We start from the raw sequence: 14,694 nt of genomic DNA on the forward strand, positions 1-14,694 counted from the left end.
GTCCGGCGCCGCACGAGGAATCCTCGTGCCGGGCCGGACAGGCGCTCTACTTCGCGGACCGGTCAGCGGCGGGCCAGGTCCGCCGCGCCGACGATGCCGGCCTCGTTGCCGTGCTCGGCCAGCTCGATCTGCGCCACGGGCCGGTGACCCATCGCGGAGAGCTGCGCCTCGAAGCCGCGGCGCACCGGCCCGAGCAGCAGGTCGCCCGCCGCCCCGACGCCGCCGCCGATCACTATCAGCTCCGGGTCGAGCAGCGCCGCCACGGACGCCGATCCCTCGCCGATCCAGCGCCCGAGGGTCGCGAGCAGCTCGATGGAGAGCTCGTCGCCGTCCTGGGCGGCCTCGGTCACCATCTTGCCCCGGATCTGCTCGGCGTCGCCGCTGGCGAGCTCCAGCAGGCGCTCGGCCTGGTCCACCCGTGCGACGGCGGCGTGCTGCGCGTCGCGCTCGAGCGCGCTGCCGGACGCGTACTGCTCCCAGCAGCCCTCGTGCCCGCAGCCGCAGTAGTGCCCCTCGGGCACCACACGCATGTGCCCGACCTCGGCGGCCATGCCCCACTTGCCACGGACGAGCTCGCGCTCGGAGATCACGGCGCCGCCGAGACCGGTGCCGATCGTGAGCATCAGCATGTCGGTGGCGTCCCGGCCCGCGCCGAACCGGAACTCGGCCCAGCCGGCGGCGTTCGCGTCGTTCTCCACCACGATCGGGAGGTCGGCGTCCACCAGCTCGGCGACCTTCGCGGCCAGCGGGTACTCCCGCCACGCGATGTTGGGGGCGAAGTTCACGGACGTCCGGTCCGGGCTCACGAAGCCCGCGGCGGCGAGCCCGATGGCGCCCACCTCGTGCTCCTTGACGAGCTCGTTGCAGGCGTCGGCGATCGCTCTGTCGATGTTCGCGACGTCGTCGGCGTCGGTCTCCCGGCGCACCTGGGCGAGGATCTTGCCCTCCTCGTCGACGACTCCCACAGCGATCTTCGTGCCGCCGATGTCGACCCCGATGGCGTGCATTCGTCCTCACGTTCTCTCGTTGCACGACGGTCCCAGCGGGCCGTCGAAAGGGAGGCAGCACCGAGTAGGTGCGCACAACCAGGGTAGCGACCGCTCGGGGTGCAACACGCGGCGTCCGTTTCCCGGTATCTTTGCAGGCACGGTCAGTACTGCCACTGGAGTCAGAATGGACGAGATTTTCAGCCCGATCCTCATCGAGCTACCCCCCACCTCCAACCTCAACGACGTGCTCGCTGAGCGTGTCGGCGCCGGTGCCGACAAGCCGATGATGGAGGTTCCCGTCGGCCCGGGTGAGCCATGGCGGGTCGTCACGGGCGGCCAGTTCGACGCCGAGGTGGTCGCCGTGGCGAAGGGCCTCGCGGCCCGCGGTATCGAGCCGGGGGACAAGGTCGGCATCATGTGCCGCACCCGGTACGAGTGGGCCGTGCTGGACTTCGCGGCCTGGGCCGCCGGCGCGGTCCCGGTCCCGGTCTACGAGACGTCCTCGGCCGAGCAGGTCGAGTGGATCCTGTCCGACGCCGGGGTCAAGCTGGTCTTCGCCGAGACCGCGGCCAACGCCGCCACCGTCGACGAGGTGCGCGCCGCGTGCCCGCTCGTGACCGACGTGCTCGTCATCGACGACGGCGCGCTGGACGCGGTAGCGGCCGACGGCGTGGACGTGCCCGACGCCGAGATCGCCCGGCGCCGCGGCCTCGCGGACCTCGACGACCTCGCCACGATCATCTACACCTCGGGCACCACGGGCCGCCCGAAGGGCGCCGAGCTGACGCACCGCAACTTCGCGTCGCTCGCCGTGAACGCCGTCGAGGCCGTGCCGGAGGTGTTCGCCAAGGACGGCGGGCGCACCCTCCTGTTCATCCCGATGGCGCACGTGTTCGCGCGCTACATCCACGTGCTCGCCGTGGCGGGCGGCGTCGTCACCGGGCACTGGGGCGACACGTCGACGCTGGTCGACGGCCTGGGCGAGTTCAAGCCCACGTTCATCCTCGCGGTCCCGCGGGTGTTCGAGAAGGTCTACAACTCGGCCGAGCAGACGGCGGCGGCCGGCGGCAAGGCGAAGATCTTCCACTGGGCGACGGCGACGGGCATCGCCTGGTCGCGGGCACTGGACACGCCGTCGGGCCCGAGCCTCAGCCTGCGCCTGCAGCACTCGGTCGCCAGCGCGCTGGTGTTCTCCAAGCTGCGCGCCAGGCTGGGCGGCCAGGCGGAGTTCGCAGTCTCCGGCGGCGGCCCGCTGGGCGAGCGGCTCGGGCACTTCTACCGCGGCCTGGGCCTGAAGGTGCTCGAGGGCTACGGCCTCACCGAGTCCACGGCCCCGACCAGCGTGAACCGCCCGACCGCGACGAAGATCGGCACCGTCGGCCCGCAGCTGCCGGGCTGCGGCGTCAAGATCGCGCCGGACGGCGAGATCCTCCTCAAGGGCCACCACATCTTCCGGGGGTACCACAACAACGAGGCCGCCACGGCGGAGGCGTTCACCGAGGACGGCTGGTTCCTCACCGGCGACCTGGGCGTGCTGGACGAGGACGGGTTCCTCACCATCACGGGCCGCAAGAAGGAGATCATCGTCACCGCGGGCGGCAAGAACGTGGCGCCGTCGGTGCTCGAGGACCGCATCCGGGCGCACGCGCTGGTCAGCCAGTGCGTGGTCGTCGGCGACAACAAGCCGTTCATCGGGGCGCTCGTCACGCTCGACGCGGAGGGCCTGCCGGGCTGGCTGAAGATGCACGGCAAGCCCGCCCTGTCCGTGGACGAGGCGCGCAAGGACCCCGACGTCCTCGCGGCGCTGGATGCCGCCGTGCAGCGGGCCAACAAGGCGGTGTCCAAGGCGGAGTCGATCCGCAAGTACACCGTGCTGGCGGGCGACCTGACCATCGAGAACGGGTACCTCACGCCGAAGCAGAGCGTGAAGCGCGCGGTGTTCCTGAAGGACTACGACCAGGACGTCGAGCGCCTGTACGCGGACAAGAACAAGGAAAGCCTCCACTTGATCCGCTGACTTGGCTGAGCGAGTACGCCGAAGTAGAGCGTGTGTCCGGGCCTGCGCGGGATGACCCCGCGCGGCCCCGGACACACGCTCTACTTCGGCGTACTCGCTCCGGTTAGGCCGTCGTGAGGGTGATCCAGGTGTCCGGTGGGGCGTCCGGCCGGCCGGGCACGGCCCGGTGCTCCTCCGTCCACGCCTGCCCGACGGCGTCCGTGGCCACCTCCCGCCAGAAGCGCACGGCCGGCGGGTTGGCGTCTTGGAACGCGATCTCCCAGCGGCCCGGGAAGCTCGCCAGGACCTGCGCCGCGAGCCGCCGCCCGACGCCGGTGCGGCGCGCGCCGCGCACCACGAAGAACGAGCTGAGCACGCGGTCCGGGCCGTCGAGCCCGCGCACCAGTGCGAACCCGACGGGCGACGCCGGGCCGCCGCCGGCGGGCTGCAGGTGGGCGATCAGGCCGCGCCAGGCCGGGTCGGTGAACGCGGCGTCGAGCCGTTCGCGCCGGAACTGGCCGCTCGGGTCGGGCAGGGCGCCCGAGACCTCGGACATGTCGTGCCGGAACAGGAGCCAGAGTCGCTCGAGGACGGGGTGGTCGGCGGGCGTCGTCGGGCGGATGGTCAGGTGTGCGGGCGGGGAGCCGTTCGTCATCGTGGAACTCGTCATAACGAAAAGCCTCCCGGGCCACTAGGCACCGGGAGACTCAGGGCTATTCTCTCACGCGCCGCGGGCCCGAGTCGACCCCCTCGTGCCCGGGCCGGGTCAGGTTCAGCGTCCCGGGGCGCCCGCCGGCAGCGTCGGACCGGGTGCTCATTCACCGGACGTGCCGAGCGCGGTCGCCGCCCGTCAGTAGGATGACGACGAAGGGTGCCGCGCGGTGGATCGCCGGCCGTGACACCCCAGAATTTTCCCTGATGAGAGGTGCTCCTCCGATGGCTGTTCGTCGTGTGGCCCTGCTGACCGCCGGCGGCTTCGCGCCCTGCCTGTCTTCGTCGGTCGGCGGCCTGATCGAGCGTTACACCGAGCTCGACCCCGAGATCGAGATCATTGCCTACCTGCACGGCTACCACGGCCTGCTGACCGGCAACAAGATCGAGATCGACGAGGAGGCCCGCAAGCAGGCCCCGATCCTGCACCGCTTCGGCGGCTCGCCGATCGGCAACTCCCGCGTGAAGCTGACCAACGTCAAGGACGCGGTCAAGCGCGGCCTCGTCAAGGAGGGTCAGGACCCGCTGCACGTGGCGGCGGAGCAGCTCAAGGCCGACGGCGTCGACGTCCTGCACACCATCGGCGGTGACGACACGAACACCACCGCCGCCGATCTGGCCGCCTACCTGCACGAGAACGGCTACGAGCTCACCGTCGTCGGCCTGCCGAAGACCATCGACAACGACGTGGTGCCGATCAAGCAGTCGCTCGGCGCGTGGACCGCCGCCGAGGAGGGCGCGAAGTTCGCGGCCAACGTCATCGGTGAGAACCGTGTGGGCCCGCGCATGCTCATCGTGCACGAGGTCATGGGCCGCCACTGCGGCTGGCTGACCGCCGCGACGGCCGGGAAGTACCGCGAGTGGCTCGACGAGCAGGAGTGGGCACCGGCGCTGGGCCTGTCGCGCGAGCGCTGGGACGTGCACGCGGTGTTCCTGCCGGAGCTGGAGATCGACCTCGAGGGCGAGGCCAAGCGCCTGCGCGGCGTCATGGACGAGATCGGCAACGTCAACATCTTCCTGTCGGAGGGCGCGGGCATGCACGAGATCGTGGCCCAGCTCGAAGCCGCGGGCGAGACCGTGGAGCGCGACCCGTTCGGGCACGTGAAGCTGGACACGATCAACCCGGGCCAGTGGTTCGCGAAGCAGTTCGCGGAGAAGCTGGGCGCCGAGAAGACGATGGTGCAGAAGTCGGGCTACTTCTCGCGCGCCGCGGCCGCGAACAGCGACGACCTGCGCCTCATCAAGTCCATGACCGACTACGCGGTGGAGTGCGCGCTGCGGGGCGAGTCCGGCGTCATCGGCCACGACGAGGAGGACGGCGACCGGCTCAAGGCGATCGCGTTCCCGCGGATCGCCGGCGGCAAGGCGTTCGACGTCTCGCAGGAGTGGTTCGGGCAGATCCTCGCGGACATCGGCCAGCCGCTCGTGCCGGCCGCTCCCGCGGAGCACTGAGCACCGTGCGGGCACCGCTGACGGCCTACCGAACGGCACGCCGATGAGTACCGTCACCGACCCGGCCGAGCGGTCGGCGGGCCCAGAGCGGTCGGCGGGTCCGGGAGGGCTGGACCACTTCCGCACGCTGGAGGCGCGCCAGCAGCCGACCTGGCCGGACGCCGCCGCGCTGGCGGCGGCGACCGGCCGGCTGGCCCAGGCGACGCCGATCGTGGTGCCCGCACAGGCCGACACCCTGACCGAGCGGCTCGCCGCCGCCGGCCGGGGCGAGGCGTTCCTGCTCCAGGGCGGGGACTGCGCGGAGACGTTCGCCGAGGCGAACGCCGACCGCATCCGCAACAAGATCCGCACCATCCTGCAGATGGCGGTGGTGCTGACTCACGGCGCCAGCACGCCCGTCGTGAAGATGGGCCGCCTGGCGGGCCAGTACGCCAAGCCGCGCTCCAGCGACACGGAGACGCGCGACGGCGTCACCCTGCCCGCCTACCGCGGCGACATGATCAACGGGTTCCCGTTCACGCCGCAGGACCGCATCCCCGACCCGGAGCGGCTGGAGCAGGCCTACCGGATCTCGTCGGCGACGGCGAACGTGGTGCGCGCCTTCACACAGGGCGGCTTCGCCGACCTGCGGCAGGTCCACGAGTGGAACCGCGGCTTCATGCGCAACCCCGCCTACTCGCGCTACGAGAAGACGGCGGACGAGATCGACCGCGCCATCCGGTTCATGCACGCGTGCGGCGCCGACTTCGACGCCCTGCGCTCCGTCGAGTTCTTCCTGAGCCACGAGGCCCTGGTGCTCGACTACGAGCGGGCGCTGACCCGCACGGACCAGCGCACGGGCCACGCCTACGACACGAGCGCGCACTTCCTCTGGATCGGGGAGCGCACCCGCCAGCTCGACGGCGCCCACGTCGACTTCATGTCCCGCATCGCCAACCCGATCGGCGTGAAGCTCGGCCCGACGACGACGCCGCACGACGCCCTGGCGCTCACCGAGCGGCTCAACCCGGACAACGTCCCCGGGCGGCTCACCTTCATCACCCGCATGGGCGCCGGCCAGGTCCGGGACGTGCTTCCGGCCATCGTCGAGGCCGTGACCTGGTCCGGCGCGAACGTCACCTGGGTGACCGACCCGATGCACGGCAACACGATCACCTCGGACAGCGGCTACAAGACCCGCCGCCTCACCGACGTGCTCGACGAGGTCGCCGGGTTCTTCGAGGTGCACAAGGCGCTGGGCACCGTCCCGGGCGGCCTGCACATGGAGCTCACGGGCGACGACGTCACCGAGGTGCTCGGCGGGTCGGAGGAGATCTCGGATGCCGGGCTGGCCCTGCGCTACGAGACCCTCGTGGACCCGCGCCTGAACCACCAGCAGTCGCTGGAGCTGGCGTTCCAGGTGGCGGAGATGCTGCGCCGGTGACCAACCAGGTCAGAGCAGCGTCTGCGCCACCCGGCGCACCGCGGCGCGCTTGCCGTTGATCAGGGCGTCCACCGGCAGCTGGTCGAGCTCGTCGTTCGGCGTGAACAGCCACTCGAGGATCTCCTCCTCGGTGAACCCGGCGTCCGACAGCACGATCACGGTGCCGCGCAGGGTCGGGATGACGCCGGGCCGGCCGTCGACCTCCGGCAGCACGAACTTGGCGGGGACCTGAAAGGCCTTGTTGGGGCCGCGCTTGGTGCCTACCACGTACCGGTCGCGAACGAGGCCGCGGGCCTTGCCGACCTCGATGTCGAGGGTCTCGGCGAGGTCGGGCAGGGTCAGCCATTCGCCTACGAGGGCGTCGAGATCTGTCACGGTAGAAAGAGTACGGCGTGGGCGCGCACCCAGGCACGGCAACGATCCGGCAACGGCCGCCGTCCACCATGCGGGTTTCATTCGGCGTGTGGGTGGTCACCCGTACACTCCCATCCGTGGCTCAGGTGACGGCAGACTCTCTCATCGGCCGCCTGGTCGACGGGCGGTACCAGATAGTCGCGCGCGTGGCACGTGGCGGGATGGCCACGGTCTACCGCGCGCACGACACGCGCCTGAACCGCGAGATCGCGCTCAAGGTGATGCACCCGCACCTCGCGGAGGGCGAGCAGGCCGCGAGCTTCCGCCAGCGCTTCGAGCGTGAGGCGCGCTCGGCGGCCGGCCTGCAGCACCACGGCGTCGTCGCGGTCTACGACCAGGGCACCGACGGCGACATGCGCTACCTGACCATGGAGTACGTGCCGGGTACCAACCTGCGCCACCTGATCCGCGGCGGCGACCTCACGCTGCGCCGCTCGTTCGCCGTCCTGGACGTCGTGCTCTCCGCGCTGGCGGCCGCGCACGCCAAGGGCATAGTGCACCGCGACATCAAGCCGGAGAACGTGCTGCTGGAGGAGGGCACCGGCCGGCCCAAGGTGGCCGACTTCGGCCTGGCCCGCGCGATCTCCGAGGTGTCGAACACGACCACGGGCACCGTGCTGGGCACCGTGGCCTACCTGGCGCCCGAGACCATCTCGACCGGCCACGTCGACGCGCGTGCCGACGTGTACGCGGTGGGGATCCTGGCGTTCGAGATGTTCACGGGCCGCCTGCCGCACGAGGGGGAGGGGCCTATCCAGGTCGCCTTCGCGCACGTCAACAGCGACGTGCCGCCGGTCAGCGCGTTCGCCGGCCACCTGGGCCGCCCGCTGGACCTGCTGGTCCGTGCCCTGACCGCGCGCGACCCGGGCCAGCGCCCGCGCGACGCCGCCGTGGCGCTCGACGCGCTGCGGAACACGTTCCGGCAGATCCCCAACGAGGTGCTGGACATTCCCGCCAAGGCCGCGCCGCCGCCGTCGTCGGCAGCGGTGAAGGCGGCGCGGACCGCCGTGGTGGAGCGCCCGGCGGCCGGGCAGTGGGTGGCCCAGCGGCCGCCCCAGCCGCCCGCGCCTCCGGTGCAGGCGCCGGGGGCGCCGGCGAAGCGGCGGCGCGGCCGCCGGATCATGCTGGCCGTCGCGCTGGTGGCCGTCCTGCTCACCGCCTGGTGGTACACGGAGCGGGGCCCGGGCGCCTATGCGGTGGTGCCCGACGGCGTCGTGGGCGCCACGGCGCAGGACGCCGAGGACGCACTGAACGAGGCCGGGCTGACGCTGTCGAGCGTGAAGCAGCACGACTCCGAGGTGCCCGAGGGCCAGGTGATCTCGGTGGATCCGGACGAGGGGTCGCGCTGGGAACGCGACCGCCCGGTGCGCATGGTGGTCTCGCTCGGGCAGGAGCTGGCCGAGGTGCCGGCCGGCCTGATCGGCATGCCCGCGCGCGATGCGCGTGCGGCCCTGACGGGCGTGGGACTGACGGACGTCGAGCTCTCCCGCGAGTACACGAACGACGGCGCGCCCGGCGAGGTGATCTGGGCCTCGGTGCGCGACGGCGACATGGTCCCGACGGACGAGCACGTGCGGCTCACCGTGTCCGACGGGCCGCCGCCAGTCACGGTTCCCGAGGTCGCGGGCCTGGGAGCCGATGACGCCGCCGCCGCGCTAGCCGCAGAGGGTCTGGAGGTGGCGCGGGAGGACCGGTTCGACGAAAAGACGCCGGCGGGCACGGTGATCGGGACCGAACCGGGCGGCGGCAACGGCGCCGCGCAGGGCAGCACCGTCACCGTCTTCGTCAGCATGGGCCCGCAGGGCACGGTTCCCGACGTCGTCGGTCTGTCCGTCGAGGACGCGACGGCGGTGCTCGAGAAGGCCGGCTACACGGTGGTGGTGCGCGGGTTCGGCGAGCTGTTCGGCGAGGGCGTCATCGAGACCGAGCCCGTGGCGGGCAAACACCTGAAGCAGGGCGGCAAGGTCACCATCTTGACGCTGTGACGGTCCCGGCGATAGTTCCGCAAACGGTTCAGGCCGTCCGGTCGACGGCGGCGTGGGCCAGGTCCGTCAGCACGCTCCGGCCGGGCTCGCTCAGGTCCGCGAGGTCCAGCAGCGCGTGGGCGCGGACGGCGAGGTCGTCGATGAGCTGCTCGACGGCGTCGAGCGCGCCCGATCCGACGATGACCTCGCGCACGCGCTCCACGTCCTCGTCGGACAGGCCTGGGTCGCCCAGCGCGGCGGTCAGCGTGGCCGCCTCGGGGCCGTCGGCGTCAGGCAGCAGCGCCAGGGTGCGCGCCACGACCACAGTGCGCTTGCCCTCGCGCAGGTCGTCGCCGGCGGGCTTGCCGGTCACCGCCGGGTCGCCGAACACGCCGAGCACGTCGTCCCGCAGCTGGAACGCCTCGCCCAGGGGCTGGCCCGCCGCCTCGATCCCGGCCGCCGCCGCGGTGCCCGCGCCGGCCAGCAGCGCGCCCAGCGCGAGCGGCGCCGCCACCGAGTAGCTGGCGGACTTGGCGCGCAGCACCTTCCGGGCGCGCTCCTCGTCGAAAGCCGGGTCGTCGCCCCAGGGCTCGGCCTGGACCAGCACGTCGAGATACTGGCCCACGACCACCTCGCTCTGCATGGCGTCGAAGCGGGACCGGGCAGCCGCGGCGGCGTCCGGCGGCACCAGGGCGAGCGCCGCCGACAGCTCCTGCTGCGCGGCCAGCAGCACGAGGTCGCCGAGCAGGATCGCCGCGGCGTCACCGAACCGCATCGGCTCGCCGGCCCACCCCGCCTCGGCGTGCCTGGCGGCGAACGCCCGGTGCGTCGTCGGGCGCCCGCGGCGGGTGTCGGAGTTGTCCATCACGTCGTCGTGCAGCAGGGCCGCCGCCTGGAAGAGCTCCAGCGCCGCCCCCACCCGGACGGTCGCGACGCGGGCCGCGTCCAGCGGGTCCGGGGAGCCGCCGTGCGCGCGGAAGGACCAGTAGCAGAACGCGGCCCGCAGGCGCTTGCCGCCCGCGAGCAGCCCGGCTGCCTCGCCGACCATGGCCTCCGCGCTCGGGCTGATCGCGCTGACCTCGGCGGCCAGCCGGTCGAGGTGAGCGGTCACTGCCGCGTCGACGTCGGCGCGGAGGTTCTCGGCGTCGAGCAGGGCTGCGGGGTTCAAGGCACCGGTACGGGCGGGTGAGACGGACACGCCCCCAGCCTATGGGGTGCGGACGGTGCCGCTGATCGAGGCGAGCCGCCGGTCGCCGTCGTCGAGCACGCCGACCACCAGCGACTCCTGGACCTCGCCCGCCTTGGACTGGGAGATGCGCAGGAACGCGGTCTGCTCGGTCAGGCCGCTCGACTCCGGCGCCGGGATCTGCCGGAAACCCTGGCCGGTCAGGATCTTCGTGGCCTGCTCGACGACGTCCTTCGCCGGGAGGCTGGACGCCAGGTTGAGCGTCACCTGCGTCATCGGGGTGCCCTTGGCCTTCGCGTCCTCGGGCGCGGGCACCGGCCGTGCCGACGAGGCGAGCAGGGTGGCGTCCTGGGGAATCGGGAACAGGTCGGCGGGGAACCCCTGCGCGTACGTGCCCACCGCCGACGCCGGGTCGAACGTCGGCAGCTCGGTGGGCCCGCCCGAGGCGGCCGCGCGCGGCTCCGCCGTGCGATCCGATGTGGTGGCGGACGCCGGCGGCTCGGTCCCCGTGCCGCACCCCGCGGTCGCGAGCGCCAGCCCGACGGCGGCGGCGAGCGCCGCGGTGCGGCGGACGGAGGCGAGGTGGGGCACGTCGGACACGGTAACCGGTGAGACCCTCGTGAGGACAGCGCGCGGCGTGGAGGTCGACCACAGGCAATCCGTTGTCCACACGGCCCTCCTGGGCGCGCCGCGGCCCCGCCGGGCGGCTGGGATCGTCGACATGAACCCCAAGGACATCACTTCCAAGAACCTCGGCCGGCGGTCGGCAGCGCCGAACGCCACGATCGTCCGCGTGGCCGGACCCGAGGACCTGCTCGCCTACATCCCCTACCGGCTCGGCTTCGAGCCCGCCGAGTCCGTCGTGGCGGTGAGCCTCACCGGGCCGCGCCAGCGCGTCGGGCTCGTGGCCAGGGTCGACCTCGACGACCTCCGCCTACGCCGGCCCGACGAACCGGGCGGGCCCGACGGCGCCGCCACCGCCCGCTGGCTCACGGACCATGTGGTGGCCGACGGCGCCGACCGTGCGGTGGTGGTGCTGTACACCGCCACCGACCCGGCGGCACCGTCGGGCCTGGCGCGGCGCGCCGTGGAGCTGCTGCGGGCGCGGCTCGAGCGCCGGCTCCCCGGGGTCGAGGTATGGCTCGTGGCCCCCACGGGCTACCGCGCGCTCGACTGCACGGACCCCACGTGCTGCCCACCCGGCGGCCGGGACCTGGGCGCGCTCAAGGGCAGCCGCGTCGCGGCCCACATGGTGCTGGAGGGCCGGACCGTGGCCGGCACCCGCGAGGAGCGGTACGCGCTGCGGCCCGCACCGGAGGTCGCGCGCACGCAGGCGCGGCGCGCGGCGGCGCGCTGGAGCGACACCTACCGGCGGCTCCTGAACGGGACGCGGTTCCCGGACGGACGGGGGCCCCTCGACGCCGCGATGCCGGCCGGCGGGACGGCGTCCGGCGGCGCCGGCCAACGCCCGGGGACGGCCGGGGCCCAGGCGGCGCGTGCCCAGCGGGCGCTGGCGGAGTGGGGAGCCGAGAGCCTCGACCTCTGGCGCGCCGCGGTTCGCGTGGCGTCCGCCGGCGGGCCCGGCCGGCCCGTGGTGCTGTCACCGGTGGACCTCGGGAAGATCGGCGCGGCGCTCGCGGACATCCCGGTACGGGACGCCGTGCTGCTCAGCCTGGCGCCGGGCACGGAGGAGACGGCGCTGCGCACCGCGCGGCGCGAGGCGGACGGCGACACGGACGCTGCGACGGGAAGCGTCATGGCCCGGATCGTCGACCCGGAGCACGGCGTCCCTCCCGACGAGGACCTCACGGGTGCGGCGAGCCAGGTCCTGGAGGCGGTGGTGACGCACGTGCCGCGGAACCGGCGGGCACCGGCCTACCTGCTGCTGGCCCTGGTCGCGTGGTGGCGCGGCGACGGTGGGCTGGCCGCCGAGCGGGTGTCGGACGCGCTCGGCGTGGACCCGGACTACCGGCTGGCGCTGCTGCTGCGGAGCGCGATCGTCGGGGGAGTCCCGCCGGGCTGGGTCCGGCGTGATCGGGACGCGCTCCACGGCGAGCTCCACGGCGAGCAGGAATCGGAGGAGGCGGCCGCCGTGTGAGGCATGAGCCGGGGCCCGGCGTGGGGTAGCGTCGGTGAACATGACGATCGTCGTGGGCCACCTCGCCACGCCCGAGGGTCAAGAGGCCCTCACCACCGCTGTCACCGAGGCCAGTGAGCGCAAGCTGCCGCTGGTCGTCGTCACCAGCGGGAAGCGTCCGCTGGAGGAGTGTCAGGCCGAGACCGAGGAGCTGGTCGGCAGGCTTGCGCACGACGTCGACGTGCGGGTGGAGCAAGGCAGCGGCGACCTCGCCGAGGACCTGATCCGCACCGCGACGAGCACTGGCGCCGGGCTGATCGTCATCGGGCTGCGCAAGCGCAGCCCCGTCGGCAAGCTCATCCTGGGTGCGGGCGCCCAGCGGATCCTCGTCGAGGCGCCGTGCCCGGTCCTGGCCGTCAAGGTCTGAGCCCGACTGAGCCTCACCCGGCTGATTTCGAGATGGGCCCAGGTCCGGCTCCGAGCCTGGTCCCGGGCAGATCGGCGCGACCGGGAATGGTCCAGCCACCTGGTTCGTTGACTCTTGGCACGCGAAATCAGATACACCTGCGGGGCATCCCCGCTCGACGTGACTTCGAACTGACTTTGCCCATATCACCGCGTTCGTCGCGGTGTACATGGATGCCGACGCTACAATATATATGTTCGCCGGTGGAAGAAGAAGGTCCAGTGAAGGCCCCGCCGACGGTACACCGCCCCCTCGAATGCCGAAAGGTCGGTTTGTGGCGCCCACTCCGCTGAAAGCCCCCCAGGACATCGTTCCTGTCCCTGCACGCGACAACCTGCCCCGTGAGTTCGAGCATCCTGCCCTGCAGGAGCTCCTCGCTCGCGGCGCCGCCGACGGCTCGGTCGACGCCGAGAGCTTCCGGCGTGCATGCGAGACCGCGGAGGTCGGTGACGCCAAGCGGCTCAAGGCGGTGCTGCGTGCACTGGCCAACGCCGGTGTGCAGGTCGGTCTGCCCACCGTGACCAAGGTTGCCGCCGCCGCGGCGACCCGTTCCACCGCGGTCGCCGCGAAGGCTCCCGCGGACGGCGACGCCGAGGCTTCCGCGAAGCCTGCCCGGCGCACCCGTACGACGGCCGCGAAGACGTCGACCGTCAAGAAGGCTCCCGCGCGCTCCACCGCGCAGCCGCAGGAAGTCGATGAGATCGAGGAGGTGGACGACATCGATCTGAGCGAGGTCGACGACCTCGACGAGGCCGCCACCAGCACGCGGAAGAAGCCGGCGGCCAAGACGGCCGCCAAGAAGCCCGCTGCCCGGGGCAAGTCGAAGTACGACAACATCGAGCCCGACGGCGTCGCCGTTGAGGACCCAGAGGAAGAGACCGACGCCGGTCCGGAGATCGTCACCAAGGCGACCCGTGGCCGCGGCGGCAAGGCGGCCAAGGAGGAGAACGAGAACTCCGGTTTCGTCGTCTCCGACACGGACGACGACGACCAGCCCGCGCAGCAGGTCGTCACCGCCGGTGCCACCGCCGACCCGGTGAAGGACTACCTGAAGCAGATCGGCAAGGTCGCGCTGCTGAACGCGGAGCAGGAGGTCGAGCTCGCGAAGCGCATCGAGGCCGGCCTGTTCGCCGAGGAGCGCCTCGCCACCACGGAGTTCAACCGGGACGACAAGGACCAGCGCCGGTTCGAGCGCGACCTCAAGTGGATCGCGCACGATGGCAAGCGCGCCAAGAACCACCTGCTGGAGGCCAACCTCCGCCTCGTGGTCTCCCTGGCCAAGCGCTACACGGGCCGCGGCATGCTGTTCCTGGACCTGATCCAGGAGGGCAACCTCGGTCTGATCCGTGCGGTCGAGAAGTTCGACTACACCAAGGGCTACAAGTTCTCGACGTACGCCACCTGGTGGATCCGCCAGGCGATCACGCGAGCCATGGCCGACCAGGCCCGCACCATCCGTATCCCGGTGCACATGGTCGAGGTCATCAACAAGCTGGCCCGTGTGCAGCGCCAGATGCTCCAGGACCTGGGCCGCGAGCCCACGCCGGAGGAGCTGGCCAAGGAGCTGGACATGACCCCCGAGAAGGTGGTCGAGGTCCAGAAGTACGGCCGCGAGCCCATCTCGCTGAGCACCCCGCTCGGCGAGGACGGCGACAGCGAGTTCGGCGACCTCATCGAGGACTCCGAGGCCGTCGTGCCGGCCGACGCGGTGTCGTTCACGCTCCTGCAGGAGCAGCTGCACCAGGTCCTCGACACGCTCTCGGAGCGCGAGGCGGGCGTCGTCTCGATGCGGTTCGGCCTGCAGGACGGCCAGCCCAAGACGCTCGACGAGATCGGCAAGGTCTACGGCGTGACGCGCGAGCGCATCCGTCAGATCGAGTCCAAGACGATGTCGAAGCTGCGCCACCCCTCGCGGTCGCAGGTGCTGCGCGACTACCTCGACTAGACCGAGGGCCTGAACCGAATATCTGAACGAGTACGACGACGCCGGGCGGGTGAGCTTCTCCGGAAGCCACC

12 protein-coding genes are annotated in these 14,694 nt (G+C 72.3%); 7 read left to right on the top strand and 5 right to left on the bottom strand.

Annotated elements, in window-relative coordinates:
• Window positions 1-62: 62 nt before the first annotated feature.
• Window positions 63-1,007, bottom strand: a complete 945-nt coding sequence (locus ACFT2C_RS27650; protein WP_377210310.1) for an ROK family glucokinase — start codon at window positions 1,005-1,007, stop codon at window positions 63-65.
• Window positions 1,008-1,173: 166 nt separating this feature from the next.
• Between ACFT2C_RS27650 and ACFT2C_RS27655 the strand changes: the two genes are divergently transcribed.
• A complete protein-coding gene (locus tag ACFT2C_RS27655; RefSeq protein WP_377210311.1) occupies window positions 1,174-3,006 on the top strand; it encodes an AMP-dependent synthetase/ligase in 1,833 nt (610 codons plus the stop codon).
• A 103-nt stretch (window positions 3,007-3,109) separates the two neighbouring features.
• Here ACFT2C_RS27655 and ACFT2C_RS27660 read toward each other — a convergent pair whose 3' ends face one another.
• Window positions 3,110-3,655: a GNAT family N-acetyltransferase gene (locus ACFT2C_RS27660; RefSeq protein WP_377210312.1), complete on the bottom strand. Its 546-nt coding sequence runs from the start codon at window positions 3,653-3,655 to the stop codon at window positions 3,110-3,112.
• Between the two features lie 266 nt (window positions 3,656-3,921).
• Here ACFT2C_RS27660 and ACFT2C_RS27665 point away from each other — a divergent pair, with 266 nt between their 5' ends.
• Complete coding sequence (locus ACFT2C_RS27665) at window positions 3,922-5,148, top strand: pyrophosphate--fructose-6-phosphate 1-phosphotransferase (protein WP_377210313.1); 1,227 nt, start codon at window positions 3,922-3,924, stop codon at window positions 5,146-5,148.
• 43 nt (window positions 5,149-5,191) lie between these two features.
• Window positions 5,192-6,571: a class II 3-deoxy-7-phosphoheptulonate synthase gene (locus tag ACFT2C_RS27670; protein WP_377210314.1), complete on the top strand. Its 1,380-nt coding sequence runs from the start codon at window positions 5,192-5,194 to the stop codon at window positions 6,569-6,571.
• A 9-nt stretch (window positions 6,572-6,580) separates the two neighbouring features.
• Here ACFT2C_RS27670 and ACFT2C_RS27675 read toward each other — a convergent pair whose 3' ends face one another.
• Window positions 6,581-6,946, bottom strand: a complete 366-nt coding sequence (locus tag ACFT2C_RS27675; RefSeq protein WP_377210315.1) for an Rv2175c family DNA-binding protein — start codon at window positions 6,944-6,946, stop codon at window positions 6,581-6,583.
• 116 nt (window positions 6,947-7,062) lie between these two features.
• On the opposite strand from ACFT2C_RS27675, the gene pknB reads away from it, so the two are divergent.
• A complete protein-coding gene (pknB, locus tag ACFT2C_RS27680; RefSeq protein ID WP_377210316.1) occupies window positions 7,063-8,970 on the top strand; it encodes a Stk1 family PASTA domain-containing Ser/Thr kinase in 1,908 nt (635 codons plus the stop codon).
• 28 nt (window positions 8,971-8,998) lie between these two features.
• On the opposite strand, the gene ACFT2C_RS27685 is transcribed toward pknB, so the two are convergent.
• Window positions 8,999-10,147, bottom strand: a complete 1,149-nt coding sequence (locus ACFT2C_RS27685; protein WP_377210317.1) for a polyprenyl synthetase family protein — start codon at window positions 10,145-10,147, stop codon at window positions 8,999-9,001.
• 9 nt (window positions 10,148-10,156) lie between these two features.
• Window positions 10,157-10,726 carry a hypothetical protein gene (locus tag ACFT2C_RS27690; RefSeq protein WP_377210318.1) on the bottom strand — a complete coding sequence of 190 codons (570 nt, stop codon included), beginning with the start codon at window positions 10,724-10,726 and terminating at the stop codon, window positions 10,157-10,159.
• Window positions 10,727-10,856: 130 nt separating this feature from the next.
• Between ACFT2C_RS27690 and ACFT2C_RS27695 the strand changes: the two genes are divergently transcribed.
• The 3 genes from ACFT2C_RS27695 to ACFT2C_RS27705 all read left to right on the top strand — a co-directional run bounded on the left by ACFT2C_RS27695 (window position 10,857) and on the right by ACFT2C_RS27705 (window position 14,623).
• On the top strand, window positions 10,857-12,233 hold the full coding sequence (locus ACFT2C_RS27695; protein ID WP_377210319.1) for a DUF4192 domain-containing protein: 1,377 nt from the start codon (window positions 10,857-10,859) through the stop codon (window positions 12,231-12,233).
• Between the two features lie 40 nt (window positions 12,234-12,273).
• Window positions 12,274-12,639, top strand: coding sequence for a universal stress protein (locus ACFT2C_RS27700; protein ID WP_377210320.1), 366 nt, complete (start codon window positions 12,274-12,276; stop codon window positions 12,637-12,639).
• 295 nt (window positions 12,640-12,934) lie between these two features.
• Window positions 12,935-14,623 (top strand): RNA polymerase sigma factor, encoded by a 1,689-nt coding sequence (locus ACFT2C_RS27705; RefSeq protein ID WP_377210321.1) that lies wholly within the window; start codon window positions 12,935-12,937, stop codon window positions 14,621-14,623.
• The last annotated feature ends 71 nt before the right edge of the window (window positions 14,624-14,694 follow it).

The organism is Promicromonospora sp. NPDC057138 (genome assembly GCF_042670845.1).
Lineage (GTDB): Bacteria > Actinomycetota > Actinomycetes > Actinomycetales > Cellulomonadaceae > Promicromonospora.

Coding starts and splice junctions, on each gene's coding strand:
- ACFT2C_RS27700 (WP_377210320.1), top strand. CDS start 12,274: ATGACGATCGTCGTGGGCCACCTCGCCACGCCCGAGGGTCAAGAGGCC.
- ACFT2C_RS27660 (WP_377210312.1), bottom strand. CDS start 3,655: ATGACGAGTTCCACGATGACGAACGGCTCCCCGCCCGCACACCTGACC.
- ACFT2C_RS27655 (WP_377210311.1), top strand. CDS start 1,174: ATGGACGAGATTTTCAGCCCGATCCTCATCGAGCTACCCCCCACCTCC.
- ACFT2C_RS27665 (WP_377210313.1), top strand. CDS start 3,922: ATGGCTGTTCGTCGTGTGGCCCTGCTGACCGCCGGCGGCTTCGCGCCC.
- ACFT2C_RS27650 (WP_377210310.1), bottom strand. CDS start 1,007: ATGCACGCCATCGGGGTCGACATCGGCGGCACGAAGATCGCTGTGGGA.
- ACFT2C_RS27695 (WP_377210319.1), top strand. CDS start 10,857: ATGAACCCCAAGGACATCACTTCCAAGAACCTCGGCCGGCGGTCGGCA.
- ACFT2C_RS27670 (WP_377210314.1), top strand. CDS start 5,192: ATGAGTACCGTCACCGACCCGGCCGAGCGGTCGGCGGGCCCAGAGCGG.
- ACFT2C_RS27705 (WP_377210321.1), top strand. CDS start 12,935: ATGCCGAAAGGTCGGTTTGTGGCGCCCACTCCGCTGAAAGCCCCCCAG.